27 protein-coding genes are annotated in these 21267 nt (G+C 57.5%); 10 read left to right on the top strand and 17 right to left on the bottom strand.

Annotated features, from left to right (window positions below):
• Positions 1 to 77: 77 nt before the first annotated feature.
• The 3 genes from DOCECA_RS21860 to DOCECA_RS21850 all read right to left on the bottom strand — a co-directional run bounded on the left by DOCECA_RS21860 (position 78) and on the right by DOCECA_RS21850 (position 2685).
• Positions 78 to 1136 carry a PA0069 family radical SAM protein gene (locus tag DOCECA_RS21860; RefSeq protein WP_445571069.1) on the bottom strand — a complete coding sequence of 353 codons (1059 nt, stop codon included), beginning with the start codon at positions 1134 to 1136 and terminating at the stop codon, positions 78 to 80.
• A gap of 95 nt (positions 1137 to 1231) precedes the next feature.
• Positions 1232 to 2122: a 4-hydroxybenzoate octaprenyltransferase gene (gene ubiA, locus DOCECA_RS21855; RefSeq protein WP_445571068.1), complete on the bottom strand. Its 891-nt coding sequence runs from the start codon at positions 2120 to 2122 to the stop codon at positions 1232 to 1234.
• Positions 2122 to 2685, bottom strand: a complete 564-nt coding sequence (locus DOCECA_RS21850) for a chorismate--pyruvate lyase family protein (protein ID WP_445571067.1) — start codon at positions 2683 to 2685, stop codon at positions 2122 to 2124. Before DOCECA_RS21850 ends, ubiA begins: the two co-directional genes overlap by 1 nt.
• A gap of 175 nt (positions 2686 to 2860) precedes the next feature.
• Here DOCECA_RS21850 and DOCECA_RS21845 point away from each other — a divergent pair, with 175 nt between their 5' ends.
• The 3 genes from DOCECA_RS21845 to DOCECA_RS21835 all read left to right on the top strand — a co-directional run bounded on the left by DOCECA_RS21845 (position 2861) and on the right by DOCECA_RS21835 (position 4668).
• Positions 2861 to 3028 (top strand): rubredoxin, encoded by a 168-nt coding sequence (locus DOCECA_RS21845; protein WP_420765972.1) that lies wholly within the window; start codon positions 2861 to 2863, stop codon positions 3026 to 3028.
• A 24-nt stretch (positions 3029 to 3052) separates the two neighbouring features.
• Complete coding sequence (locus tag DOCECA_RS21840; protein WP_434561386.1) at positions 3053 to 4201, top strand: NAD(P)/FAD-dependent oxidoreductase; 1149 nt, start codon at positions 3053 to 3055, stop codon at positions 4199 to 4201.
• Positions 4202 to 4392: 191 nt separating this feature from the next.
• Positions 4393 to 4668, top strand: a complete 276-nt coding sequence (locus tag DOCECA_RS21835) for an HU family DNA-binding protein (RefSeq protein WP_003213368.1) — start codon at positions 4393 to 4395, stop codon at positions 4666 to 4668.
• Between the two features lie 249 nt (positions 4669 to 4917).
• Here DOCECA_RS21835 and DOCECA_RS21830 read toward each other — a convergent pair whose 3' ends face one another.
• The 3 genes from DOCECA_RS21830 to DOCECA_RS21820 form a co-directional block, all read right to left on the bottom strand.
• On the bottom strand, positions 4918 to 5280 hold the full coding sequence (locus tag DOCECA_RS21830; RefSeq protein ID WP_434561384.1) for a DUF6124 family protein: 363 nt from the start codon (positions 5278 to 5280) through the stop codon (positions 4918 to 4920).
• Between the two features lie 396 nt (positions 5281 to 5676).
• The gene (locus DOCECA_RS21825) at positions 5677 to 6447 is read right to left on the bottom strand and encodes a sulfite exporter TauE/SafE family protein (RefSeq protein WP_445571066.1); all 771 of its coding nucleotides are present in this window, start codon (positions 6445 to 6447) and stop codon (positions 5677 to 5679) included.
• Positions 6448 to 6647: 200 nt separating this feature from the next.
• Positions 6648 to 7628 (bottom strand): hypothetical protein, encoded by a 981-nt coding sequence (locus DOCECA_RS21820; RefSeq protein WP_445571065.1) that lies wholly within the window; start codon positions 7626 to 7628, stop codon positions 6648 to 6650.
• Between the two features lie 145 nt (positions 7629 to 7773).
• Between DOCECA_RS21820 and DOCECA_RS21815 the strand changes: the two genes are divergently transcribed.
• Entirely contained in the window at positions 7774 to 8643 is an 870-nt protein-coding gene (locus DOCECA_RS21815) for a LysR family transcriptional regulator (RefSeq protein ID WP_434649406.1), read from the top strand.
• 518 nt (positions 8644 to 9161) lie between these two features.
• Here DOCECA_RS21815 and DOCECA_RS21810 read toward each other — a convergent pair.
• A complete protein-coding gene (locus tag DOCECA_RS21810; protein WP_420765949.1) occupies positions 9162 to 10241 on the bottom strand; it encodes an aminopeptidase in 1080 nt (359 codons plus the stop codon).
• A 59-nt stretch (positions 10242 to 10300) separates the two neighbouring features.
• On the opposite strand from DOCECA_RS21810, the gene DOCECA_RS21805 reads away from it, so the two are divergent.
• Both DOCECA_RS21805 and DOCECA_RS21800 read left to right on the top strand, forming a co-directional pair.
• Entirely contained in the window at positions 10301 to 10714 is a 414-nt protein-coding gene (locus tag DOCECA_RS21805) for a PA0061/PA0062 family lipoprotein (protein ID WP_434649402.1), read from the top strand.
• 38 nt (positions 10715 to 10752) lie between these two features.
• Entirely contained in the window at positions 10753 to 11181 is a 429-nt protein-coding gene (locus tag DOCECA_RS21800) for a PA0061/PA0062 family lipoprotein (protein WP_420765947.1), read from the top strand.
• Between the two features lie 6 nt (positions 11182 to 11187).
• On the opposite strand, the gene DOCECA_RS21795 is transcribed toward DOCECA_RS21800, so the two are convergent.
• A complete protein-coding gene (locus DOCECA_RS21795) occupies positions 11188 to 11421 on the bottom strand; it encodes a DUF1161 domain-containing protein (protein WP_420765946.1) in 234 nt (77 codons plus the stop codon).
• 137 nt (positions 11422 to 11558) lie between these two features.
• Positions 11559 to 11990 (bottom strand): OsmC family protein, encoded by a 432-nt coding sequence (locus DOCECA_RS21790; protein WP_420765945.1) that lies wholly within the window; start codon positions 11988 to 11990, stop codon positions 11559 to 11561.
• Between the two features lie 235 nt (positions 11991 to 12225).
• Between DOCECA_RS21790 and DOCECA_RS21785 the strand changes: the two genes are divergently transcribed.
• On the top strand, positions 12226 to 13227 hold the full coding sequence (locus tag DOCECA_RS21785) for an LLM class flavin-dependent oxidoreductase (protein WP_445571064.1): 1002 nt from the start codon (positions 12226 to 12228) through the stop codon (positions 13225 to 13227).
• Between the two features lie 54 nt (positions 13228 to 13281).
• On the opposite strand, the gene DOCECA_RS21780 is transcribed toward DOCECA_RS21785, so the two are convergent.
• The gene (locus DOCECA_RS21780) at positions 13282 to 13503 is read right to left on the bottom strand and encodes a DUF1161 domain-containing protein (RefSeq protein ID WP_434649400.1); all 222 of its coding nucleotides are present in this window, start codon (positions 13501 to 13503) and stop codon (positions 13282 to 13284) included.
• 111 nt (positions 13504 to 13614) lie between these two features.
• Entirely contained in the window at positions 13615 to 13830 is a 216-nt protein-coding gene (locus DOCECA_RS21775; RefSeq protein WP_003177209.1) for a dodecin, read from the bottom strand.
• 156 nt (positions 13831 to 13986) lie between these two features.
• Between DOCECA_RS21775 and DOCECA_RS21770 the strand changes: the two genes are divergently transcribed.
• Positions 13987 to 14313 carry a DUF883 family protein gene (locus DOCECA_RS21770; protein WP_420765942.1) on the top strand — a complete coding sequence of 109 codons (327 nt, stop codon included), beginning with the start codon at positions 13987 to 13989 and terminating at the stop codon, positions 14311 to 14313.
• On the opposite strand, the gene DOCECA_RS21765 is transcribed toward DOCECA_RS21770, so the two are convergent.
• On the bottom strand, positions 14310 to 15203 hold the full coding sequence (locus tag DOCECA_RS21765; protein WP_434608537.1) for a LysR family transcriptional regulator: 894 nt from the start codon (positions 15201 to 15203) through the stop codon (positions 14310 to 14312). The genes DOCECA_RS21770 and DOCECA_RS21765 overlap by 4 nt on opposite strands.
• 111 nt (positions 15204 to 15314) lie before the next feature.
• Between DOCECA_RS21765 and trpB the strand changes: the two genes are divergently transcribed.
• Positions 15315 to 16547, top strand: a complete 1233-nt coding sequence (trpB, locus tag DOCECA_RS21760; RefSeq protein ID WP_434561366.1) for a tryptophan synthase subunit beta — start codon at positions 15315 to 15317, stop codon at positions 16545 to 16547.
• Positions 16547 to 17359 carry a tryptophan synthase subunit alpha gene (trpA, locus tag DOCECA_RS21755; protein WP_420765939.1) on the top strand — a complete coding sequence of 271 codons (813 nt, stop codon included), beginning with the start codon at positions 16547 to 16549 and terminating at the stop codon, positions 17357 to 17359. Before trpB ends, trpA begins: the two co-directional genes overlap by 1 nt.
• Positions 17360 to 17436: 77 nt before the next feature.
• Here the strand turns inward: trpA and DOCECA_RS21750 are convergent, their stop codons facing one another.
• The 5 genes from DOCECA_RS21750 to DOCECA_RS21730 form a co-directional block, all read right to left on the bottom strand.
• Positions 17437 to 19398, bottom strand: a complete 1962-nt coding sequence (locus tag DOCECA_RS21750) for a DUF7844 domain-containing protein (protein WP_445571063.1) — start codon at positions 19396 to 19398, stop codon at positions 17437 to 17439.
• On the bottom strand, positions 19395 to 19715 hold the full coding sequence (locus tag DOCECA_RS21745; protein WP_420765937.1) for a DUF2388 domain-containing protein: 321 nt from the start codon (positions 19713 to 19715) through the stop codon (positions 19395 to 19397). The genes DOCECA_RS21750 and DOCECA_RS21745 overlap by 4 nt, the downstream gene beginning before the upstream one ends.
• Positions 19716 to 19742: 27 nt before the next feature.
• Complete coding sequence (locus DOCECA_RS21740) at positions 19743 to 20051, bottom strand: DUF2388 domain-containing protein (protein ID WP_420765936.1); 309 nt, start codon at positions 20049 to 20051, stop codon at positions 19743 to 19745.
• Positions 20052 to 20157: 106 nt separating this feature from the next.
• Complete coding sequence (locus DOCECA_RS21735; RefSeq protein ID WP_420765935.1) at positions 20158 to 20475, bottom strand: DUF2388 domain-containing protein; 318 nt, start codon at positions 20473 to 20475, stop codon at positions 20158 to 20160.
• A 335-nt stretch (positions 20476 to 20810) separates the two neighbouring features.
• On the bottom strand, positions 20811 to 21026 hold the full coding sequence (locus DOCECA_RS21730; RefSeq protein ID WP_181288343.1) for a DUF1127 domain-containing protein: 216 nt from the start codon (positions 21024 to 21026) through the stop codon (positions 20811 to 20813).
• Positions 21027 to 21267: the final 241 nt, after the last annotated feature.

Raw genomic sequence — 21267 nt, 5'->3', positions numbered from 1 at the left:
TATTACGAGGCGTAAACAAAGCGCCAGGGATGTTTACGCCGCGCCATCTCCAAAGATCAATTTAAAGCGAACTGTATTTAAATCAATGACATCTGTCGCCCCGGCGGACAGAAGGCATCGCAATCAAGATCGTAACCGTCGCGTCGATCCATTCCCAATCGCTTAATCGTTTTAGCGAAACGCTGCGCCAGTAGATCGGCAAACGGGCCTTCGCCGCGCATCCGTACGCCAAACCGGCTGTCGTACAGCTCACCGCCGCGACTCTGGCGCACCAGGCTCAACACATGGGCGGCGCGTTGCGGGTAGTGCGCCTGCAACCACTCCTCGAACAGCGGCGCCACTTCCAGTGGCAGGCGCAACATGACATAAGCGGCGGTCTGCGCGCCGGCGGCATGGGCTTCGGCCAGCAGGCTTTCGATCTCGCTGTCGTTGATCATCGGAATCATTGGCGCACACAGCACCCCCACCTTGATACCCGCCTCGCGCATGACCCTTATGGCCCGAAGCCGTGCGCTGGGCGCGGCCGCGCGGGGTTCGAGAATGCGCTTGAGCTCATCGTCCAGCGTGGTGAGGCTGATCATCACGTGTACGAGGCGTTGCTGGGCCAGTTCGGTCAACAGGTCCAGGTCCCGCAGGATCAACGAGCCTTTGGTGACGATGGTCACCGGGTGCCGATGACGCAGCAACACCTCGAGAATCCGCCGGGTAATGCGTTGCTCGCGTTCGATCGGCTGGTAGGGGTCGGTGTTGGAACCCAGGGCGATCGGCGCGCACTGGTAGCCGCGCCGGGCCAATTGTTGCTCCAGCACGTCGGCGGCGTTGGTCTTGGCGATCAGCTTCGTTTCGAAATCGAGCCCGGGCGACATGTCCCAGTAGGCATGGCTGGGCCTGGCATAACAATAGATGCAGCCGTGTTCGCAGCCTCGGTAGGGGTTGATCGAGCGATCGAAAGGGATGTCGGTGGAAGTGTTGCGGGTGATGATGGTCTTGGCGGTTTCGATGCGTACTTCGGTGCCCTGGGTCGGCGGTACTTCCTTGTACCAGCCATCATCCTCGGCCACCGAACGGCTTGGGGCGAAACGGTTATGCGGATTGGTGGCGGTGCCGCGGCCACGGGGCGGAAGAGGGGCGGACATGGGCAATACTCCGAAAGCTGTATGTGCATACAGTATTCGTTGATTGCTATTGCGGCCAGTGCCATTGGGCGGGTTCTATGGATAAGCGAGTCGCCTCAGCGCAACCCATAGTCCAGCACAATCCCCACGAAAATCGCCAACCCGGCCCAATGGTTGTGCAAGAACGCCTTGAAGCAGCGCATCCGATCCTTGCTGCGGGTGTACCAGAACTCCCAGGCGAAACACGCGGCAGCGGCCACCAATCCCAGGTGAAACCAGCCACCGAGCTTGAATGTCGACCCGGCCAGCAACAGGCAAGCCAGGGCCAGGCCTTGCAGCGTGAGGATGATCACCCGGTCGGCATCGCCGAACAGGATCGCCGTGGATTTCACGCCTATTTTCAAATCATCGTCCCGATCGCTCATGGCGTAATAGGTGTCGTAGCCCACCGTCCACAGCAGGTTGGCGATGTACAGCAACCAGGCGGCCGCCGGCAGATGGCCGGTTTCGGCGGTGAAGGCCATCGGCATGCCCCACGAAAACGCCGCGCCCAGCACCACTTGGGGGTAATAGGTATAGCGCTTCATGAACGGGTAGCTGAAGGCCAAAGCCAACCCGCCCAAGGACAACAGAATCGTCGGCGCATTGGTGCACAGCACCAGCAGGAAGCTCACGCTCATCAACACCGCGAAGAACACCAGCGCTTCCCTGGAGCTGATCTTGCCGCTCACCAATGGACGCTGTTCGGTGCGCTTGACGTGGCCGTCCACCTTGCGGTCGGCCCAGTCGTTGATCACGCAGCCGCCGGCACGGGTCAGTACCACGCCGAGAATAAAAATCACGATGTTGGCCAGGGATGGCGAACCCTCACCGGCGATCCACAGCGCCCACAACGTCGGCCACAGCAGCAGATAAATACCGATGGGCTTGTCCATGCGCGTCAGTTGCACGAAGTCCCAGGCCCGCGGATTGAGGCGGTTCAAGGATTTGAGCAGTTGCACGTACATCAGCAATTCTCCGAATAGGCGCGGGCGACTGTCCACAGGCTCGGCAGAAACACCTCCGCCACCAGTACGCTCAACGTGCCGCGATCAAAACGTGAACGACGGCCCCACAACGCGGTGGCGCGAACCTCTGCCGGCAACCATTCGCTCGGGTAGTGGCAGACCTCGATCGCCCGACGCTGGAACGCCTGGTCACAAAACAGCAGCTCGCCCAACGAGCGGCTGCCCAGTTCGTCCATCTGCAAGCCGTCGCCCTGCAACGCGCTGCGCGCCGCCACGCTGCGGGCAAACACCCAAGGCTGGCCGTGGCCGCGCAGGTACACCTCGCGCACCCAGCCCTCGCTGCCCTCGGCCAGGTCCAGCGCGGCACACTCATCGGCGCGCAACGGCTGCCAGCCTTCGAACAGCGGCGTCACGCTGAAGTGATCGTCCGACAGGCGGGTCAGGCGCCGGGTCAGGGAGCCTTCGTCAAACAGCCAGTCCATGACGCACGCATCCGGGCGGGGCGACAGCAGGTGTTGGGGCAGCCATTGGAGTGTAGGAAATATCGAATTTGTAGGCGGCACAGGGGTCTTGAATGGCAGCAAATGAGGCCGCGAGCTTACCATGCCGGTCGGCGATTTTGGCCGAGCCAACCCGCCGTCGCGCCGATGCCGCTTGCATCTGTCGCGACCGATCAGTACAAAACGGCCCTGAGCCGGAAAATACCGGCCAAGCCTGACATCTTGAGGAAGTATTGGAATGAAGAAGTGGCAATGTATTGTCTGTGGCCTGATCTACAACGAAGCTGACGGTTGGCCTGACGATGGCATCGCGCCCGGCACTCGCTGGGAAGACGTACCGCAAGACTGGCTGTGCCCGGACTGCGGCGTCGGCAAAATGGATTTCGAAATGATCGAAATCAACTGATCGTTTCACCAAACGGAGAGCAACATGAGCGCACCTGTCGTTATCGTCGGCACTGGCCTGGCCGGTTACAACCTGGCCCGGGAATTTCGCAAGCTCGACAGCGAAACCCCGTTGCTGCTGATAACCGCGGACGACGGCCGCTCCTACTCCAAGCCGATGCTCTCCACGGGCTTCGGCAAGAACAAAGACGCCGATGGCCTGAGCATGGCCGAGCCAGGCGCGATGGCCGAGCAACTGAATGCCGAGGTACGCACCCACACGCGCATCAGCGGCATCGACCCGGGCCACAAGCGCCTGTGGATCGGCGAAGAAGCAGTGAGCTATCGCGACTTGGTGCTGGCCTGGGGCGCTGAAACCGTGCGCGTGCCGGTGCAAGGCGACGCGGCGGACCTGATCTTCCCCATCAACGACCTGGAAGACTACGCCCGCTTTCGCGCCGCCGCCGCTGGCAAGCGCCGGGTGCTGCTGCTAGGCGCCGGCCTGATCGGCTGCGAATTTGCCAACGACCTGATCCTGGGTGGCTATGAAGTAGAACTGGTCGCCCCATGCGAGCAAGTCATGCCGACGCTGCTGCACCCGGCGGCCGCCGCAGCGGTACAGGCCGGGTTGGAAAGCCTTGGCGCGCGGTTCCACCTCGGCCCGGTGCTCAATCGCCTGCAACGGGTGGCCGACGGCTTGGAAGCGCACCTATCGGACGGCCAAGTGATCGCCTGCGACCTGGTGGTCTCGGCCATCGGTCTGCGCCCGCGCATCGACCTGGCGGCCGCCGCCGGCCTGGTGGTCAATCGCGGCGTCGTGGTGGATCGTCATCTGAAGACTTCCCACGCCAATATCTACGCCTTGGGCGACTGCGCCGAAGTCGATGGCTTGAACCTGCTCTACGTGATGCCGCTGATGAGTTGCGCGCGCGCCCTGGCCCAAACCCTGGCCGGCAACCCCACCGCCGTAGGCTACGGCGCCATGCCGATCACGGTGAAAACCCCGGTGTGCCCATTGGTGGTTTCGCCACCACCACGGGGTAGCGAAGGCGTGTGGAGCGTCGAAGGGCAAGGCGCCGATATCAAGGCCCTGTGCCGCGACGCCCAAGGCAATCTGCTGGGCTACGCCCTGACCGGTGCGGCGGTGATGGAAAAACTGGCGTTGAACAAGCAGCTTCCAGCCCTGCTGGCGTAAATACTGGCCGTTCTGTCACAAATAACCTGCTTTTGAGGGCACAAACCCCCGCCGGCCACTGGCGCCGGTTGCGGCCCCGTGCCATCCTCACTCCCGTCTGCCGCAGAGTAGAGCCTGCGGCGCCTTAGGGGGTGTTCCGAAGAGAACAGCCCGGACATAACAACAAAAAAACCGTCAAAGGGGCTTCATTCATGCGTAAACCAGAACTCGCTGCCGCCATCGCGGAAAAAGCAGACCTCACCAAAGAACAAGCCAACCGCGTCCTCAACGCCGTCCTCGAAGAAATCACCGGCGCCCTGCACCGCAAGGACAGCGTCACCCTGGTCGGCTTCGGCACCTTCCTGCAACGCCACCGCGGCGCCCGCACCGGCAAGAACCCACAAACCGGCGAGCCAGTGAAGATCAAGGCCAGCAACACCGTTGCGTTCAAGCCGGGCAAGTCCTTGAAGGACAGCGTTAACCCGTAATCGCGGCGAGTACCTCTGACGAGGGAAGGAAGCGGCAACAAAAAAGGCATACCGATGGTGATCGGTATGCCTTTTTTTTGTGGCTGGTGGATTGAAATCGTTCGTTAAGCCAACCCATGAATCCGTGGCGAGGGAGCTTGCTCCCGCTCGGCTGCGAAGCAGTCGTCGCTTTTGGAGCTGCCTCACGCTGGAGCGCAGCCCGGCCCAGCGGGAGCAAGCACCCTAGCCACAGCGATTGTGGTTTGGCGGCTATCGGGGATCGACGTTATCCAATGCACGGTTAGCCAGCAACGAACTCAGCTCGATCAATTGCTGGATGCCCAATAGGACATGGCGGTTGGACCCTTCCATATCGAAAGCCAGTTCATTGACCATCGCATCAGCTGAAGCGAGGGTTTCGCTGAGGTTGACCAGCAGGCATTCGTTGTCGATATCTTTTACGACGGTGAATAACTGGCCGGGTTGGATGGTTTCTTTAGGTCTTGGTGATTTGGGCTTTAGATGAAAATCCAATGCTCGCTTAGCGGCGTCGTCGAGTTTTTTGGCGTTAAGGCCGTCCAGATAAGGAGAGTTGGGATCTGCTTCTGGAGGGTTTGGAGTGATTTTGAACATAAGCTGGAATCCTTGAGTTAGGCCGCGACCTTTCCCTACTAAAAGAAGGGTGGCGGCTGTGCGCAGGTTAGTAGACCGGGGATTCCAGCATTGCCGGCGCGCCGAAGCGCCCTGCGCACAGTCACCATCAAGGACAGGAATTGAGATACCTGCTTGTTGAGGACTTATGCATCTTGCGGAAAAACCTCGGGCTACTAAACCCGACCACTGATGGGCAGTGGCAGGGAAAAGATAGAGCTCGGGAGCAAGGCGCACAAGCCGGCGAATTCTGGCGTAGTTGTAGGCAAAGGCGCAAGGCTGCGTAGCCGGATTGAGGCTCGTAGGTCTGCGATTAAACCTAGTGGCACTCCGTCGGGATTTGGCTAGGAAATCTGCTTCCGTGTGTCGACGATTGGATCAATTTTGAAACAAGTTAAGCCCCATTCGACCTATCAAAAATAAAAGTAGTACAAGAAAAAACTTTCTTATGAAACCACTCCCGTAGCGTAGCGCTAAAAAAACTCCAGTGAGCGATCCAGCGATATTGCACAGAGCAATAACGCCACCCACGGCCCACAAAACATTTCCAGACGGAACAAAAAATACTAGCGCTGCGGTAAAAGTAACCAAGTTGACCAGCTTTGCAGATGCAGATGCATTTAAAAAATCGAAGCCGAAATATTTAACAAATATGAAAAGCAATAGACTTCCGCTTCCAGGGCCAAAGACGCCGTCATAAAATCCGACCAAACCCCCGAACAACACTCCTAATAGAATCTCCCTGGTTCTGCAGTGTTTTCCGGTGTTTACTAGGCCGAGATTTTTTTCTTTGAAAATATATGCAGTCATCGCTATTAGAATAAAAAAAACAACAAACTCCATTATTTTCTTAGATACTACAGATACCGAAGCCGCCCCTAAAAAGGCACATATAAATGCCGAGGCCATCGTCGGAAGCATGAGCCTCCATATAATTTTTATTCTTTTCAAATAGCTAAATACTGAGGAAAGGTTGCCCGCCAAAACCGCTACTTTATTAGTCCCGAAAATTGTGGCTAGACTTTGCTGAGGTAAAGCATGTAAAAGCGCGGGAAGCTGTACGAGGCCGCCACCACCCACTGCCGCATCTATCAACCCTCCGCAGAAAGCGAAAAAGCCCAGCACTATCAAAGCGAATTCATAATCCATTCGTACTACCCTTTCGGAGCTTCCTTTCATAAAACATCGTATTTGTTCGCTTAGTTTAAATGCCGGGGTGCATTTATAATTCGCCGATTAGCATGATGCTGGGCATAAGAAACCAATCGGCGCGCTCCTGGTTGGGGCATGTTTTTGTGTGGTCGAATATTATGTTCGGTGCTAAATCTTATAATTTGCAACTGAGGGGTTTACGGGGCTGAGGTTAAAGCGCGATGCATAGCTTCAAAAGATCGTCCTACTCGTTCGTTGTAATTGAGCATAATACCTTTCAATCGCCCAATTTTAAAATTTAGGCCTACTGTGCGTCCATACGACTGCGCAGCGGCCAAGGCATGCAAACCATGCTTATTCTCCACGTCGCCAGAATGTCCCATTATGTACGCTTTTGCGTTACGAAAATCCTTAGCGTTAGTGCTCAGCGAAGGATCAATGCTGAATAGCTTGTCCTCTATTTTCTGAGCAATGTAGTTATACTCCTGCCCATTCCAAAGTTCTGATGCGATGGATACCATCATTGCATCCATAATGGATTCTTCATGTTCGACTGAATTCAGCGCCGATTTGTGTTCGGCCACTCCAGTTGCATATAGAAACTTCGAAAAATCGTTACACTCTTCAACTTTATATTGGTTTTCAACCCATGTTTTTGCGCCAAAGGCTTTGGCCATGTAATCATACATACCATCATGTCCCTGATGGCCGAGCCCAAAATGATCTTTAACGACTTCATGCATATGTGCCAAGACGTTGTGATAACCAGCTTGTTTCTCGATAGGAACCGATATCGCATCTGCTGATAATCGCATGATAATTTTGCCTGATACTAAGCTGGTGGTTCTGTGAGTTTCGTTCCACCCGTTAAAAAATTTCATAACTGAGGAATCGGCTGTGGTTTTGCATAGGAAAGCGTTAAAGGCATTTTCCGTATGGAATTGAGCTTCCTTTGTAATGGGGTGGAAAAGTACTTCAAGCATCGCGCCCTGCAGACCCGCTATGTCCGTAATCTGCGCCAGTATAGGTTCCCTTCTATGATCATCACATATAGCTCGTCCAGGTATTTTCAGGTTTTTTACATGCTTTGGCAGCGCCTCAATAAATATCTCACCAAAATCTCGCATGTACTTATGCTTATTTGCCTCAAAACGAATTTGCGATAATGCTGAGCTCATGGCAGTGTTTTTCTCCTTGAAAATTTACTAAATGATTCCTGATCTAAGCGTCCTGTATAAACCAGAATGTAAACATTAAACGACTTGCTCGTTCCCAACAACTGACTTATAGTGATTCTCTATTTCACTTTTAATGAGCATTAGCATGGAGCTTTCGCAGCTAATTATGTTCAAGGCTGTCGCCGATCAAGGTAGTATTATTCGCGCCTCCGAAGTGCTGCACTGTGTTCCGTCAAACATCACAAACCGAATAAAGCTTTTAGAAAAGGAGCTTGGGGTCTCGTTATTCATAAGGAAAGGTAGAGGACTAATCATTAGCCCTTCAGGGCGTTTATTTCTTGGCTATACTAATAAAATATTGTCGTTGTGTCAGGAAGCCCAGAGGGCTCTAAGCGCTGACTCAGAACCAACCGGAAGTTTAAAAATTGGTGCTATAGAGTCGTCCGCTACAGGTAGGCTTCCAAAATTGTTATCAAAATATCACTACACCTATCCTTCTGTGCAGATGCAATTTAGCACGGGGGAGTGGCCCAAACTATTAGATGATGTGGTTAATCATAAGCTGGATGGCGCAGTCATTGCTGTTACTCACCAGCATCCCGAGATTGATAGTATCGAAATTTATAAAGAGGAGCTTGTATTGATAGCTTCTCCAGCGACGGGGTTAATACATGAGCCAGCAAATTTGAACGGAATCAATATGTTTATGTGGCCAGAGGGGTGCCCTTATAGAAAGGCTTTGATAACGTGGTTGAATGCTCATGGTGTGTCTAGCTCCATAACCAGTATAGCCAGTTATGGAACCATTCTTGGTTGCGTGAGTTCGGGGGCTGGTGTTTCCTTAGTTCCGAGGGGGGTATTCGAGCAATTTAATCAGATCGGGAATATTCGAGGCTACGTTTTTGACGATTTACCCTCTGTACCTAATTTTTTTATTTGGAATAAGAATCTTGGGTTCCATAGTGCTAAGGACGCATTCGCGGCTTTATTAAGCGAAGAGCTGGGAGATTTATAGCTATTAACCAAAATTAATGGTCCGTTCGTTCGCAGTCAGGTTGGGGTGACGCCAGAGCCTTGAGCGCGTTTCGCGCTCTAGAGTCAACAACTGCCGAGTTTTTCCACGTCGCTAAAACGCCACTTAATACCGCCCTCACGCTTGAACAGCGCCCCAAATGATAAATGCCAAAGGGGACAGATTTATTTCTCCACATCCATTACACGCTGATAAGCCAGCGCACCCGGAACCCTTTCGACATGGCCGTGCTGCTCACCTTCAGAGTGTTGACTTCAGAGCGTTGCTGGTCGGCATTACGCACAACGCTGGCCTTTGATCCAGCGCGGCGAAACCTCAGCGCCGCGCAGTTGCGTGAGGTTTGGGCCGGTGGTTCGTTTTGGTGGTAGAGGGGCTGGTTGGTATTCCCGGAATATGTACTGGCTGTTGGGCCGCGATCGCGAGCAGGCTCGCTCCCACCGGGGGGCTTGGCTGGGTTGAGGTTTTGGGCGTGCTTGCGATCAGGGCTTGTTCGTTTGCCGTCAATTGGTTGAGGCCAGCGCCTTCAGCGCTGCCTTGCGCTCTACGGTTGGCAAGCGGCCGAGTTTTTCCACCGCGCTGTAAAACGCCAGCCAATCCTCGCCCTCACGCTTGAATAACGCCCCGAACGCCGGCACCCATTGGTCGTACAGGCCGAACGGCAATATTCGGGCGTTGTTCAGGGGCGCGTAGATCCAGGCGTCGTAGCGTTTGTCGCCGGCCCATTGGCTGTCGCGTAGGTGCGCGTAGTCGGCGCGCAGGCGTTCGAATTCCTCGGCTTTGCGTTGGCGCATCTGCTCGGTCGGTAGGGGTTGAGCGTAGAGGGTTTCCAGCCGTTGGCGGGTGTCGAGGATCAACTGGATGAACTGGTCGCGCTGGCGCAATCGGTTGCCGTTGTCCGGCGCCAGGCCGCGATGGGCGCGCCATTGGCGGGTGCCTTCCTGCTCGACGAAGGTGGCGAATGATTCGTTGAACTCCGTGTCGTCCTTCACGTAGACGCGTTGGTGCGCCAGTTCATGAAAGATCAGCGTCGCCAGGCGTTCGTCGCCCCAATGCAGCATCGAACTGAGGATCGGGTCGTCGAACCAGCCCAGCGTCGAGTAGGCCTCTACGCCGGCAATCGACACATCCATGCCTCGCAAACGCTGCAAAGCGGCCTCGCCCCGGGCGGCGCCCTGGCTGTAATAGCCCCGATACGCTACGCAACCGGCGATGGGAAAACAGTGGGTTAGCGGGGCCAGGGAAAACTCCGGGGTGGCGAAGACGTTCCAGACGACGAAGGGGCGGCCGATGTCCGCGTACAGGCGATAGCTCTGGTTGTCGGGCAGGTGCAGGTGTGTGCTGGCGAACGCGCGGGCCTCACGGGCCTGAGCCAGATGGGTGCGCAATCCGGAATCACGGGTGGGGTCGGCAATGACCCGGTCGATGGGCTCGCGTGCTTGCAGCAGTCGCCATTGTCCGCTGGCGAGCTGGCCGTAATAACCGACGCTTGTACAACCGTTGAGTAACAAAAGCAGGAAGGCCGGAAACAAAATCCTGAAAACACGGTCGAGTAACCGATGGCGTGAGCGCTGCCTGATCAATTTTGGAATCACCCTGGGAAGTCTGCCTCAAGACTATCTCGCCTGCCCGGAGCTTCGCTATGCGCGTGTTGATGCTGACAAGTGGCCTGTTGCTGCTGACCGGCTGTGCCGGTTTGCCCGATCCAGATCCCTCCCAGGCGTGGATTGACCTAGGTAACCATCGGGACACGGCGTTGCAAGCGTTGGAAGTCGATGACAAGGCATCCATCGACCGGCGTTATTTCGAGGTTCAACCGGGTAGCCATGAGCTGACGGTGCGTTATCAATTTGCCGTGGAGCCGGGCAACATCGGGCCAGATGCCGAGCCGCTGTGGCGCGATTGCCGGTTGAACGTAAAATTCAAGGATTTCAACGCGGGCCAGCGCTATCAGTTGCAAGCCGGCAGTATCGGGTTCCGGCCGTGGGCCAAGCTTTACGACCAGCAGCGCAAAGTGGTGGGCCAAGGCACGCCGGCAGGCTGCCAGCAAAGCTGATTGGCGCTATGCTCGGGGCCTGACTTCAGGAAATCATCATGCGCCTACCCACGTTGTTTTTGGCTCTTGCGACATTGAGCGGATGCGCGACGAGCCCATTGCCCGAAATGGACCCGAACATGGCCTGGGTCGACTTCGCCACCCCTATGCCGGGCGGCAAGCTGCTGATGGCTGAAAGCCTGGACGGCCAGCGGCTGCGGGACGGACGCTTTTTTCAGGTTTCACCCGGTAGCCACGAACTCAAGGTGCGCTTCGACTTCGAGGTGTTCGGGGCGGGCGGTGGGCTGGGCATGATGAACGACCCGAAGGAACGGCTGTGCTATCTGATCGTGCGCTACGACCATTTCGAGGCCGGCCAGCGTTACCGCCTGGAGGCTCGTAATCTGGCGTACTCCCCCAGTGCCCGGCTCTATAACGCCAAGCGTGAAATCGTTGCCGAGGATCGACAGGCCAATTGTTTGATGTAGCGCTGCCTAGCGGTCGTTCTTCTGGTAGATGATTTTCTTGGTGCCGTTATCGCAACTGCCCACCACCATGTTCTGGTCGTGGACTTCGTCGTTGGTGACGATTTCCAAGGTGTATGAGGACACGTTTGCGGCCTGGATCTTGGCTTCGATCTCTGCTTTCAATTCTTCGCAGGGCTTGGGTGCCGCGAGGGCCGATGTGGTCAGTGCGCAACCGATGACTGCCAAGGCCAAACGTTTCATGCTCGAACTCCTCAATACAGCGCGCACGCCTGTGCGCTGAAACTGCAGACCTGCATTCGACCACAGTTGCCTTCGGGTAAATAGCGGGTAAACCATAGAAGACCGCGGCCTCGGGAGACCGCGACCTTCTCGGTTCGTCAATTCACCAGGGTCGCGTCCAGGGTGATGTTGGCGTTGAGCACCTTGGAAACCGGGCAACCTTCCTTGGCCTTGTTGCTCAGCTCTTCGAATTGCTGTTGGCTGGCGCCGGGAATCTTGGCTTTGAGAATCAGCTTGATCGCGGTGATCGCAAAGCCGCCGTCGACCTGGTCCAGGGTCACTTCGGCGTTGGTGTCGATGCTGTCGGCCTTGAGCCCGGCGTCGCCAAGGATCATCGAAAACGCCATGGAGAAGCAGCCCGCGTGGGCCGCGCCGATCAGTTCTTCAGGGTTGGTGCCCTTGCCGCCTTCAAAACGTGCCTTGAAACCATAGGGCGCTTCGCGCAACACGCCGGTTTCCGTGGAGATGGAGCCTATGCCGGTCTTCAGGTCACCTTCCCAGTGAGCCGATGCTTTCTTGACGATAGCCATGTGTGCCTCCTCATGATTCGGCGCGAGGGTTCGCGCCTGGGTATTTTTCAGTGCCAGGATTGTGAGGATAGACCGGCCGATAAAGTTCACCCGGTCGATTAGTCGACTAATTTAGTAGGAAAATTCTTCGCTACTATTGAAACTCGGGTATATGCCCACATTCATAGGACACACCTAGAGAAACGGCAGGCTTTCGCCTACAGAAAAGCTCGTACGCCGTTGGAGATGCCGGCCCATGAAACAGCTGTCCGAAGTTAAATTTTCAACCCTCGACCTTGTGCCCGTCCGCGCTGACGGCAATGCAGCCCAGTCCCTGCGCAATTCCCTGGATTTGGCGCAGCACGTGGAAAAGTTTGGCTACACCCGTTTCTGGGTGGCGGAACACCACAATATGGACGGCATCGCCAGCTCCGCGACGGCGGTGCTGCTGGGCTACCTGGCGGGGGGGACGTCGACCATCCGCGTCGGCTCGGGCGGGGTGATGCTGCCCAACCACGCGCCGTTGGTGATCGCCGAACAGTTCGGCACCTTGGAAAGTCTGTTTCCGGGCCGGATCGACCTTGGGTTGGGACGCGCCCCCGGTTCCGACCAGATGACCGCGCGTGCACTACGCCGCGAACGCTCCGGCAGTGCTGATGATTTCCCTGATGACGTGGCCGAGCTGACGCGCTATCTCGGCCCGCGTACCCCCGACCAACGCATCATCGCCATGCCCGGCACGGGAACAAATGTACCGGTGTGGCTGTTGGGTTCTAGCCTGTTCAGTGCGCAGTTGGCCGGGGAGCGCGGTTTGCCCTACGCGTTCGCCTCCCATTTCGCACCGCGGTTCATGCACGAGGCGATTCGTGTTTATCGCAATCACTTCCAACCATCGGCCGTACTCGACAAGCCGTACGTGATGCTCGGGGTGCCTTTGGTGGCGGCTGACACGGACGAGCAGGCCGATTACCTGGCGACGTCGGTGTACCAGCGGATCCTGGCATTGATGCGCGGCCAGAGCCTGGTGCAGCGCCCGCCGGTGGAAACCATGAATGGTCTATGGCTGCCCCATGAGAAGGAAGCGGTGGGGGATTTCCTTGGCCTGGCCATGATTGGCGGTCCTCAGAAGATCCGCGCCAGGTTGGAGGTGTTGATCGAACAGACTCAGGCCGATGAGCTGATCTTCACCAGCGACCTCTATGAGCACGCCGACCGCCTGCACTCGTATGAACTGCTGGCACAGGTCATGAAAGGCTGAGTCGCGGCCAATAAAAAGCCGACGCGATGCGTCGGCTTTGATCTGAGCGCGTTATCAGCCGCGTATGTAGACGATTTCTTTCGAACCGCCCTCACAGGTGCCGACGACTTTTCCGTCACCTGCACCTTTATCGACGATCTCCAGCGAATAACCCGACACGCCTTTGGCATCGAGCTTCGCTGCGATTTCGCTCTTCAACTCCTCGCATGGCTTGCCGGCCGCAAACGCAGTACCCGCAAGGCTCAGCAAACCCAGGGCCACCATCAACTTCTTCATCGCTCGCACTCCTCGGTCGGATCAGATAGGGAGGTTTCGTAAAGACGTGATGCGCCCAATAGCGCATCGCCATTCCCTATGGCACTCCGCCAGCGTGCAAGTTCAAAGAACTCAGCTGTTGGCGATCCGGAACCCAACCTTGATGGTCACCTGGAAGTGCGCGGCCCGGCCATTTTCGATGTGGCCCCGGGTTTCCGTGACTTCGAACCATTCCAAGTGCTTGAGGCTCTTGCTGGCCTCGGCCAGGGCATTGTTGATGGCGTCTTCAATGCTGGTGGGAGACGAACCGACCAGCTCGACTTTTTTGTACGTGTGGTGATCACTCATGACGTTCTCCTTGGTTGTCTTAAACAGCCTAGCAGCGATTTTTCGCCTTACATGTGGCGCCGTTTACGCTTGGAAAGTTCAGATTTAGTGCACTTTCCCAAACGGTCGCAGTCCCAATCCACACACGCTACTCAACCACTGCAGGAGAGAGCCACCATGGCCAGCACTTCGTTACGCAAAGCCTCGTTGCAAAGCATGGAAGCGGAGATCGAGAGTCTGCTCAAGTCGTTGGAAAGCCTGAAGGACGACGCGTCGGACGAGTCGCGTAGGACGCTCAAGTCGCTTAAGGCAAATGCCGAAAGCGCACTGAAACATTCTCGGCATCTGCTCAGCGATGCGTATGAAGAGGTGAAGGTGAAAACCCGCGAAACCGGGATTGCCACGCGCGACTACGCTCAGGAACATCCATGGACCACCGCTGGCGTTGCCGTTGGCGCACTGGGTCTGTTGGCCGCTTACTTGTTGTGCAAGCGCGGTAACTAGTTCGATGGGTTCAGCTCATGCCTGAGCCACTGCGCCAATTGCCGGGCGCGCCCGTCTGCGGCGCGCTTGGGCAACCATAGCGCCAGTCGTGCGGGGGTTTCACCGAACCCCCATGGCGCGACCAGGCGACCAGCCCGCAGGTCCTCGGTCACCAGGGGCTCGGGAGCGATCGCCACGCCAAGCCCGGCCACGGCCGCCTCCAGCAAATAATACAAATGTTCGAAACCTTGCCCTAACTTCAATGCCTGGGGTTCCAGGGCATTTTGCCGTGCCCAAGTGGGCCAGGCCTGGGGGCGTGAGGTGGTGTGCAACAGCGGTTCGCTCAGCAGCGCAGTGGCGGATGCATTGCGCAAGCGGGCAAAGCCCGCGTAGTGCGGGCTCATCACCGGCCCGATCCGCTCGCTGGCCAGTTCATACACCTGCATGTCTGCCGGCCAGGGTGGTTCGGCGAATACCAGTAGGGCGTCCAGCCCTGGGCGCCTCGGGTCGAGGTCGCCCTCACCTGCGGACAGGTGCAGGCGCAAATCAGGCAGATCGGCATTGAGCCTGCCCAGGCGGGGGATGAACCAACGCGCCAACAAGCTTCCCGAGCAGCCCAACACGAACGGGGCGTCCGCTGTGCTTTGGGTCAGCTCGGCGCAAACGGTGCGCAGGCGCTCGAACGCATCGGCGCTGGCGTCACGCAGGCGCAGTCCCGCATCTGTGAGTTTCAAGCCTCGCCCATCCTTGACGAACAGGCTGATTCCCAAGTGCTCTTCCAGCACTTTGAGTTGTCGACTAACCGCGCCGTGGGTGACGTGCAGCTGTTCCGCCGCCTGGCTTACGCTGTTCAGGCGGGCAGTGGCCTCGAAGGCACGCAGGGCGTTGAGCGGTGGCAGATCATGGCTCATGGTATTTGTGAGTTTTTCTGACGGGTTGCGGCGATCTTATCGGTTTTCAGAGCGATATGTCAGGGGTAGAGTGGGCTCATTGTTTTTCTACGCATTCGCCTGGAGCGCCCGATGACCCAGCCTACGACCCCTTTCAACCTGCGCAGCGGTCCCGATGCCAACGGCCTGTTTGGCGCGTTCGGCGGCCGTTATGTCGCGGAAACGCTGATGCCGCTGATCCTTGATCTGGCCCGTGAATACGAAACGGCAAAGGAAGATCCTGCGTTCATCGAGGAATTGGCCTACTTCCAACGGGACTATGTGGGTCGTCCAAGCCCGCTGTATTTCGCCGAGCGCCTGACGGAGTTCTGCGGCGGCGCGAAGATCTACCTCAAGCGTGAAGAACTGAATCACACGGGCGCGCACAAGATCAACAACTGCATCGGCCAGATCCTGCTGGCGCGGCGCATGGGCAAGAAACGCATTATCGCCGAGACCGGCGCCGGCATGCATGGGGTGGCCACTGCCACCGTGGCCGCTCGTTTTGGCCTGGACTGCGTAATCTATATGGGCACCACCGACATCGAGCGCCAGCAGGCTAACGTGTTTCGGATGAAGCTGCTTGGCGCCGAAGTCATCCCCGTGATCGCCGGAACCGGCACACTCAAGGATGCGATGAACGAGGCGCTGCGTGACTGGGTGACCAACGTCGACAGCACGTTTTACTTGATCGGCACTGTAGCCGGCCCGCACCCCTATCCAGAGATGGTCCGCGACTTCCAAGCCGTGATCGGCAAGGAAACCCGTGACCAGCTGCAAGCCCAGGAAGGTCGTCTGCCGGACAGCCTGGTGGCGTGCATCGGCGGTGGCTCCAATGCCATGGGCCTGTTCCACCCATTCCTCGATGACAAGAGCGTTGAAATCATTGGAGTCGAAGCGGCGGGCTACGGCATCGAGACCGGCAAGCATGCGGCGAGCCTGAACGGTGGGGTTCCAGGCGTGCTGCACGGTAATCGTACCTTCCTGTTGCAGGATGAGGACGGCCAGATCATCGACGCGCATTCGATCTCTGCTGGCCTCGACTACCCCGGCATTGGCCCTGAACACGCCTGGTTGCATGACATTGGCCGCGTCCAATACACCTCCGTCACCGATGCCGAAGCTTTGGAAGCGTTCCATAAATGCTGCCGCCTGGAAGGGATTATTCCTGCCTTGGAGAGTGCCCATGCCTTGGCTGAAGTGTTCAAGCGCGCACCAAACCTGCCCAAGGATCACCTGATGGTGGTCAACCTGTCCGGCCGTGGCGATAAAGACATGCAAACCGTGATGCATCACATGGAACAGTCCCAGCAGGAGAAACACTGATGAGCCGCCTGCAAACCCGTTTTGCCGAACTCAAAACACAGAACCGTGCCGCCCTGGTGACGTTTGTCACGGCTGGCGATCCGGGCTACGACACGTCGCTGGCGATCCTCAAGGGCCTGCCTGCCGCCGGCGCCGATGTTATTGAGTTGGGCATGCCGTTCACCGATCCGATGGCCGACGGCCCGGCAATCCAATTGGCGAACATTCGTGCCTTGGGCGCCCAGCAGAACCTGGCGAAAACCCTGCAGATGGTTCGGGAGTTCCGCAAGGACAATACCGAGACGCCGCTGGTGCTGATGGGGTACTTCAACCCGATCCATCGTTATGGCGTGCAGCGTTTCATCGGCGAAGCGCTGGATAGCGGTGTCGATGGCCTGATCGTCGTGGACATGCCACCCGAGCACAACAGCGAACTGTGCGAGCCGGCCCAGGCTGCCGGCCTGGATTTCATCCGTCTGACAACGCCAACCACCGATGATGTGCGTTTGCCGACCGTGCTCAACGGCAGCTCGGGGTTCGTTTATTACGTGTCGGTCGCGGGTGTGACCGGTGCCGGTGCCGCGACGCTGGAGCATGTAGAAGAAGCGGTGGCGCGTCTGCGTCGGCATACCGATCTGCCGATCAGCATTGGCTTCGGTATTCGCACCCCGGAACAGGCGGCAGCCATCGCCCGGTTGGCCGACGGCGTAGTGGTCGGCTCCGCGCTGATCGACCATATCGCCAGCGCCGATACGTCGGAACAGGCGATTGATGGTGTGTTGAGCTTGTGCGCGGCCTTGGCTGATGGTGTACGTAAGGCGCGTCTTGGCTGATTTGGCTCGCGCCAATGAAAAAGGGGTTCGGAACTGGGTTCCGAACCCCTTTTTGTTATCGCTTCAAGGCTTGGCAGTCACGGCAACTCCAACCCACCTGCGGCTTTGTGCAGCTTGCGCAGATGTTCGCCGATCTCCTTCACATTGGCCTCGCTCGCGGCGATTTCAGCAGCGCGGCTCGGTTCAAGCAATGCCCTGACTTCCTTATCCAGGTCGCCGGTCAGCGTTTGAAGCTGTTTCTGGCGCAGGCTGCTTTCCGATTCCAATCGCTGCCATTCGCTGGGTTGTGGCAATCCGTAGCCGCTGCTGCCCAGCAGTTCGGCTGGACGGCTCAGGAAGCCGCTATTGGCGAGAATCTGTTGCAACGTCGCGTTGGCTCTCTCCATGCCACCGTTTTGAAGCTCACGCGCGCCAAGGTAGCGCTGTTTGACTTCATCCTGGGCGAGCAGCAATTGCCGACGGAAACTGGCCTGTTCCAGCAATAGCAATGCCGCGCTGGTGCGCAGGTCGGCCTGTTCAAACCAAACGCGGCGTTCGGCAGCGTCCAGCGCGAGCCAGTCTTCGACGGTTTGTTGCCGTATCGGCAGGCGTTTTTTCAGAACGTCGAACATGGCTTGGTAGCGTTCGCGGAATGAGTCGAAGCGGTAACCCAGGCGCAAGGCTTCCTTGGGATCATCCAGCACACTGGTGTCGGCCAAGCCACGGCCCTTGAGCACTTCCAGCAGACCGTTGGGCATAATGCTGTCCAGGCCTTTGAGCTGCTCGTTATTACTGCCGCTGCGCAGCAGCTTCAAGCTTTCTACCGCGCAATTATTGGAGAGGAAGTAATAGTTGCCGTCATAGCTCCAATGCATTTCGGCGGCGTGTTCGACCGTTTCTTCGATTTCGGTGCGCGACAGCTTGAGGGGCACCGACGCCAGGCTGCGCAGTTCGGTCTTGGTGTACTCGTCGATGACCTGGGCCAACGGCAGTACGAACAGACGCGACGGGTATTTGCCCACCAGGCCATCCCAACTCGACAGTTGAACGTCGCCTACGAAGGCGCGGTACGACAGCACCAGGTGTCGGTCCAGATCCAATCGGCAATCTGGCCCACGTGGACGGCCCGGTGCGCATATCACCAGGCGGAGCATGCTATGGCCCCAACGGCTGACCCAGTTCTGGTTGGCTTCAGCCAACAGGTAGTCGATGGCATAGACGCGTTCCGGATCGACCTTGCCCAGTGGTGTCTTGGCAAAATCATTGCCGGCATTGAGAAAGGCGAACGACGTGGAGCAGGTGTCCTTGGCGGCGGGCGCCCAGCCAAAGTGCTCGCGGTAATAGCGATACAGCGCGGGACGTCGGCAGGCGTAGCTTGGATCGAGGAGGAAATACTCCATATTGACCGCGACGAACTCCTTGGGACTGCTCGTCTCATAAAGGTCCGGGCTGCGGGCAACCTGACGGTTGTGCTGCTCGCGTTCGCCGCGACGGCCCACATACTGCGGCCAGCCGGCGAGATCCAGCAGGCGAGGATCATCGCTGAGCGTGAAGCGCCGGTCGTTCTGGCCTCTGCACTCATCCGTCATGCCGATCAGCCCGGCGCTGCTGTTACGCCGAGTACAGCGTTGGATCAGCACACGTTCGGCATTTGGCCAAAGGCGCGAGCGGTCATAGATATGAGTCAGTTCGTGCAGCACGGTAGCGAGCATTTCGCGCCGCACGGTGCCGTGGGGGCGCAAGGTCTTTTGCTTGGCGGCGCTGCCATCGGTGAGGCTGTCCAGCAGGTTCCGGTTCAAGTCCAACTGCGACACCAATGAAGCCTGGCCGTAGGCGTTTGCGGGCATCCGATCGGTCCAGCCGACATCGATGCGCCGGTCCAGTCGCTCGATGAAGCGTGGCGGCAATGCCTGCATGGCTTCATCGAGCAGTGCCTGGCTGGCCTGTTGTTGTGCCGGGCTCAAGCCATCGCTATTGAGATGTAGCTGGAGACCGGCCTGGGCTGTGCCGCTCAGAAGCAGCACAACCCCGGCAGTCAGCCAGGCGGCCAGCCGCCTCACAATGCGAGGATTGCTTCGGCGAGAACCTGGTCGCTGGCGTCGCGGGCTTCCGGTACGCGGGTACGCAATGTCTGGAAGGCCGCTTCGAGATGAGCGCCACGAATCTCGCCGTTGCTGGCGACGAAGCTGGCAGCGTCATCGTGAGCTTCGCGGACAATCTTTGAGTCACGAATGGATGTGGTGGTGTCAGAGGTGAAATCAATCGAACGCTGGGAGGCGCGAACGATGATGTTACTGGTGGCTACCAGGGTATGTGCCTGGGCCACATCGGCCAACACCAGCAGGCCAAGGGCGGCAGCAATCAGCGGGCTACGCATGGAACGACTCCGGAGAATTAAAGATAGTTATTGGACGAGAATTGCCTGTGCCAGTTCAAGGTCGCTGGCGTGAAGTTTCGGCTGGTTCCGGCGCAGGTAGTCCAGGGCCGACTCCAATTGCGCACCTCGGAATTGTCCTTCGCTGGCAATGAACGCGGCGGCGTCATCACGAGCGGCGACGACCCGTTTATTGTCGAAGGGTGCGGAGGTCACCAGGCTCGTAGCGTAGCCACTGGCGACCACTTGTTGGGTGGACACATCGAAGGCATGGGCCGGGACAGACCAGCAAAAAACTGTGAATAAACAGGCGCTGTAAAGTTTTGAGTAAAAACGCATGGGACTCGACGGTTGTTGGCGAGCTTGAAGGCTAGCGCAAACCTGCGGGCCAGGGCCAGCGCGGAAACATCGGAGCACCCTTGGGTGCCCAATGTTTCATGTTGCATCAGATTACCAGGATGGCCTGTGCAAGCTGCGCATCGGTGGCGTTGAGCTGCGGTGCCTGCTGGCGGATGTAATCCAATGCACTCTCCAGTTTCACACCGCGGATAGCGCCTTCGCTGGCCACGAAGCTGGCGGCGTCGTCGCGTGCGGCTTGAACGATTTTATTGTCACGCAGTGATGAGGTTGCATCGGAGGTTACGTCGGACGTGGCCTTGAGGGCGCCGACAATGGAGTCGGTGGTGACGATGAAGCTGCTGGCGTTGGACTGGGCAGCTACGGCCAACAGCGCTACTGCGCTGAGCAGGCGAAGACGGGACATGATGGAGCTCCTTATATATGAGGTGATACCGGTGCCTGTAGCTGGAAGGGGAGACACATGCTCGACTCGCTTCGCCACGGTTGCATCAATATTAGGACAGATCGCGTTTGCTTACAGCTTTGTAATGGTCCTTGGCTCGACCCAAGGCAAGATAATCCCCATCCAACCAACTGTACTGGTGTCTTAATAGTTTTTGTATAACTGTTCTTCTTCCCGGTCTCAGACCGGTTCAGGCTCGAAAACGACAAGACCCGTCGCGGTTTCCCGCGACGGGTCTTGTTTATTCAATTCGGTGCTGGCGATGGACCCGATGGGTCAGGGCCAGCGACGCTGAATTAGCGCCAGAACGGCTTGCTCAGCTCTTCGTAGCGCTGTGCTTCGCTGATACCGGCATCTGCCAGCAGGCGCGAATCCAGACGGGCCAATTGATGGCGGCTGGCAATGCGGCGCTGCCACAACATCAGGTTAGCGATAACGCGAAGAGGCATGGAAGCCTGGTTTTTTTCAGCTTTGTCTTCGAAAAACAGCTCGGAACTGAGTGTACGTTCCATGGTTGACATCCTTCCGCTTGTGGCGGGATTAGGTAGTGGTTTAACTGGTGCCCATGATCCTCCCGTTTGGCCAGTCCCTGTAGATACAGTTCATCTGTATTGTAAGAGACCAGTTAACTGTTAAAAGGCGGTGTACTGGTCAATCTTGAGGCAACTGTATCTATCGGCACTAAATTGGTGCGTAATTCAGTGCCTGGCTGTGTTTTGTGGGATATGACTGTAAGAAATCACCGGTACAGAA

It is taken from the genome of Pseudomonas sp. E102 (assembly GCF_052660185.1).
The sequence above is the reverse complement of the archived record's forward strand: the minus strand, read 5'-3'. Positions and strand labels throughout refer to the sequence as shown.

Excerpts from the sequence above, each read along its gene's own strand:
- DOCECA_RS21800 (WP_420765947.1), top strand. The coding sequence starts at position 10,753 with ATGCGCCTACCCACGTTGTTTTTGGCTCTTGCGACATTGAGCGGATGC.
- DOCECA_RS21745 (WP_420765937.1), bottom strand. The coding sequence starts at position 19,715 with ATGCGTAGCCCGCTGATTGCTGCCGCCCTTGGCCTGCTGGTGTTGGCC.
- DOCECA_RS21820 (WP_445571065.1), bottom strand. The coding sequence starts at position 7,628 with ATGAGCTCAGCATTATCGCAAATTCGTTTTGAGGCAAATAAGCATAAG.
- DOCECA_RS21845 (WP_420765972.1), top strand. The coding sequence starts at position 2,861 with ATGAAGAAGTGGCAATGTATTGTCTGTGGCCTGATCTACAACGAAGCT.
- DOCECA_RS21815 (WP_434649406.1), top strand. The coding sequence starts at position 7,774 with ATGGAGCTTTCGCAGCTAATTATGTTCAAGGCTGTCGCCGATCAAGGT.
- DOCECA_RS21775 (WP_003177209.1), bottom strand. The coding sequence starts at position 13,830 with ATGAGTGATCACCACACGTACAAAAAAGTCGAGCTGGTCGGTTCGTCT.
- ubiA (WP_445571068.1), bottom strand. The coding sequence starts at position 2,122 with ATGTACGTGCAACTGCTCAAATCCTTGAACCGCCTCAATCCGCGGGCC.
- DOCECA_RS21805 (WP_434649402.1), top strand. The coding sequence starts at position 10,301 with ATGCGCGTGTTGATGCTGACAAGTGGCCTGTTGCTGCTGACCGGCTGT.
- DOCECA_RS21730 (WP_181288343.1), bottom strand. The coding sequence starts at position 21,026 with ATGGAACGTACACTCAGTTCCGAGCTGTTTTTCGAAGACAAAGCTGAA.
- DOCECA_RS21785 (WP_445571064.1), top strand. The coding sequence starts at position 12,226 with ATGAAACAGCTGTCCGAAGTTAAATTTTCAACCCTCGACCTTGTGCCC.
- DOCECA_RS21835 (WP_003213368.1), top strand. The coding sequence starts at position 4,393 with ATGCGTAAACCAGAACTCGCTGCCGCCATCGCGGAAAAAGCAGACCTC.
- trpB (WP_434561366.1), top strand. The coding sequence starts at position 15,315 with ATGACCCAGCCTACGACCCCTTTCAACCTGCGCAGCGGTCCCGATGCC.
- DOCECA_RS21840 (WP_434561386.1), top strand. The coding sequence starts at position 3,053 with ATGAGCGCACCTGTCGTTATCGTCGGCACTGGCCTGGCCGGTTACAAC.
- DOCECA_RS21830 (WP_434561384.1), bottom strand. The coding sequence starts at position 5,280 with ATGTTCAAAATCACTCCAAACCCTCCAGAAGCAGATCCCAACTCTCCT.
- DOCECA_RS21860 (WP_445571069.1), bottom strand. The coding sequence starts at position 1,136 with ATGTCCGCCCCTCTTCCGCCCCGTGGCCGCGGCACCGCCACCAATCCG.
- DOCECA_RS21740 (WP_420765936.1), bottom strand. The coding sequence starts at position 20,051 with ATGCGTTTTTACTCAAAACTTTACAGCGCCTGTTTATTCACAGTTTTT.
- DOCECA_RS21770 (WP_420765942.1), top strand. The coding sequence starts at position 13,987 with ATGGCCAGCACTTCGTTACGCAAAGCCTCGTTGCAAAGCATGGAAGCG.
- DOCECA_RS21795 (WP_420765946.1), bottom strand. The coding sequence starts at position 11,421 with ATGAAACGTTTGGCCTTGGCAGTCATCGGTTGCGCACTGACCACATCG.
- trpA (WP_420765939.1), top strand. The coding sequence starts at position 16,547 with ATGAGCCGCCTGCAAACCCGTTTTGCCGAACTCAAAACACAGAACCGT.
- DOCECA_RS21780 (WP_434649400.1), bottom strand. The coding sequence starts at position 13,503 with ATGAAGAAGTTGATGGTGGCCCTGGGTTTGCTGAGCCTTGCGGGTACT.
- DOCECA_RS21735 (WP_420765935.1), bottom strand. The coding sequence starts at position 20,475 with ATGTCCCGTCTTCGCCTGCTCAGCGCAGTAGCGCTGTTGGCCGTAGCT.
- DOCECA_RS21825 (WP_445571066.1), bottom strand. The coding sequence starts at position 6,447 with ATGGATTATGAATTCGCTTTGATAGTGCTGGGCTTTTTCGCTTTCTGC.
- DOCECA_RS21790 (WP_420765945.1), bottom strand. The coding sequence starts at position 11,990 with ATGGCTATCGTCAAGAAAGCATCGGCTCACTGGGAAGGTGACCTGAAG.
- DOCECA_RS21765 (WP_434608537.1), bottom strand. The coding sequence starts at position 15,203 with ATGAGCCATGATCTGCCACCGCTCAACGCCCTGCGTGCCTTCGAGGCC.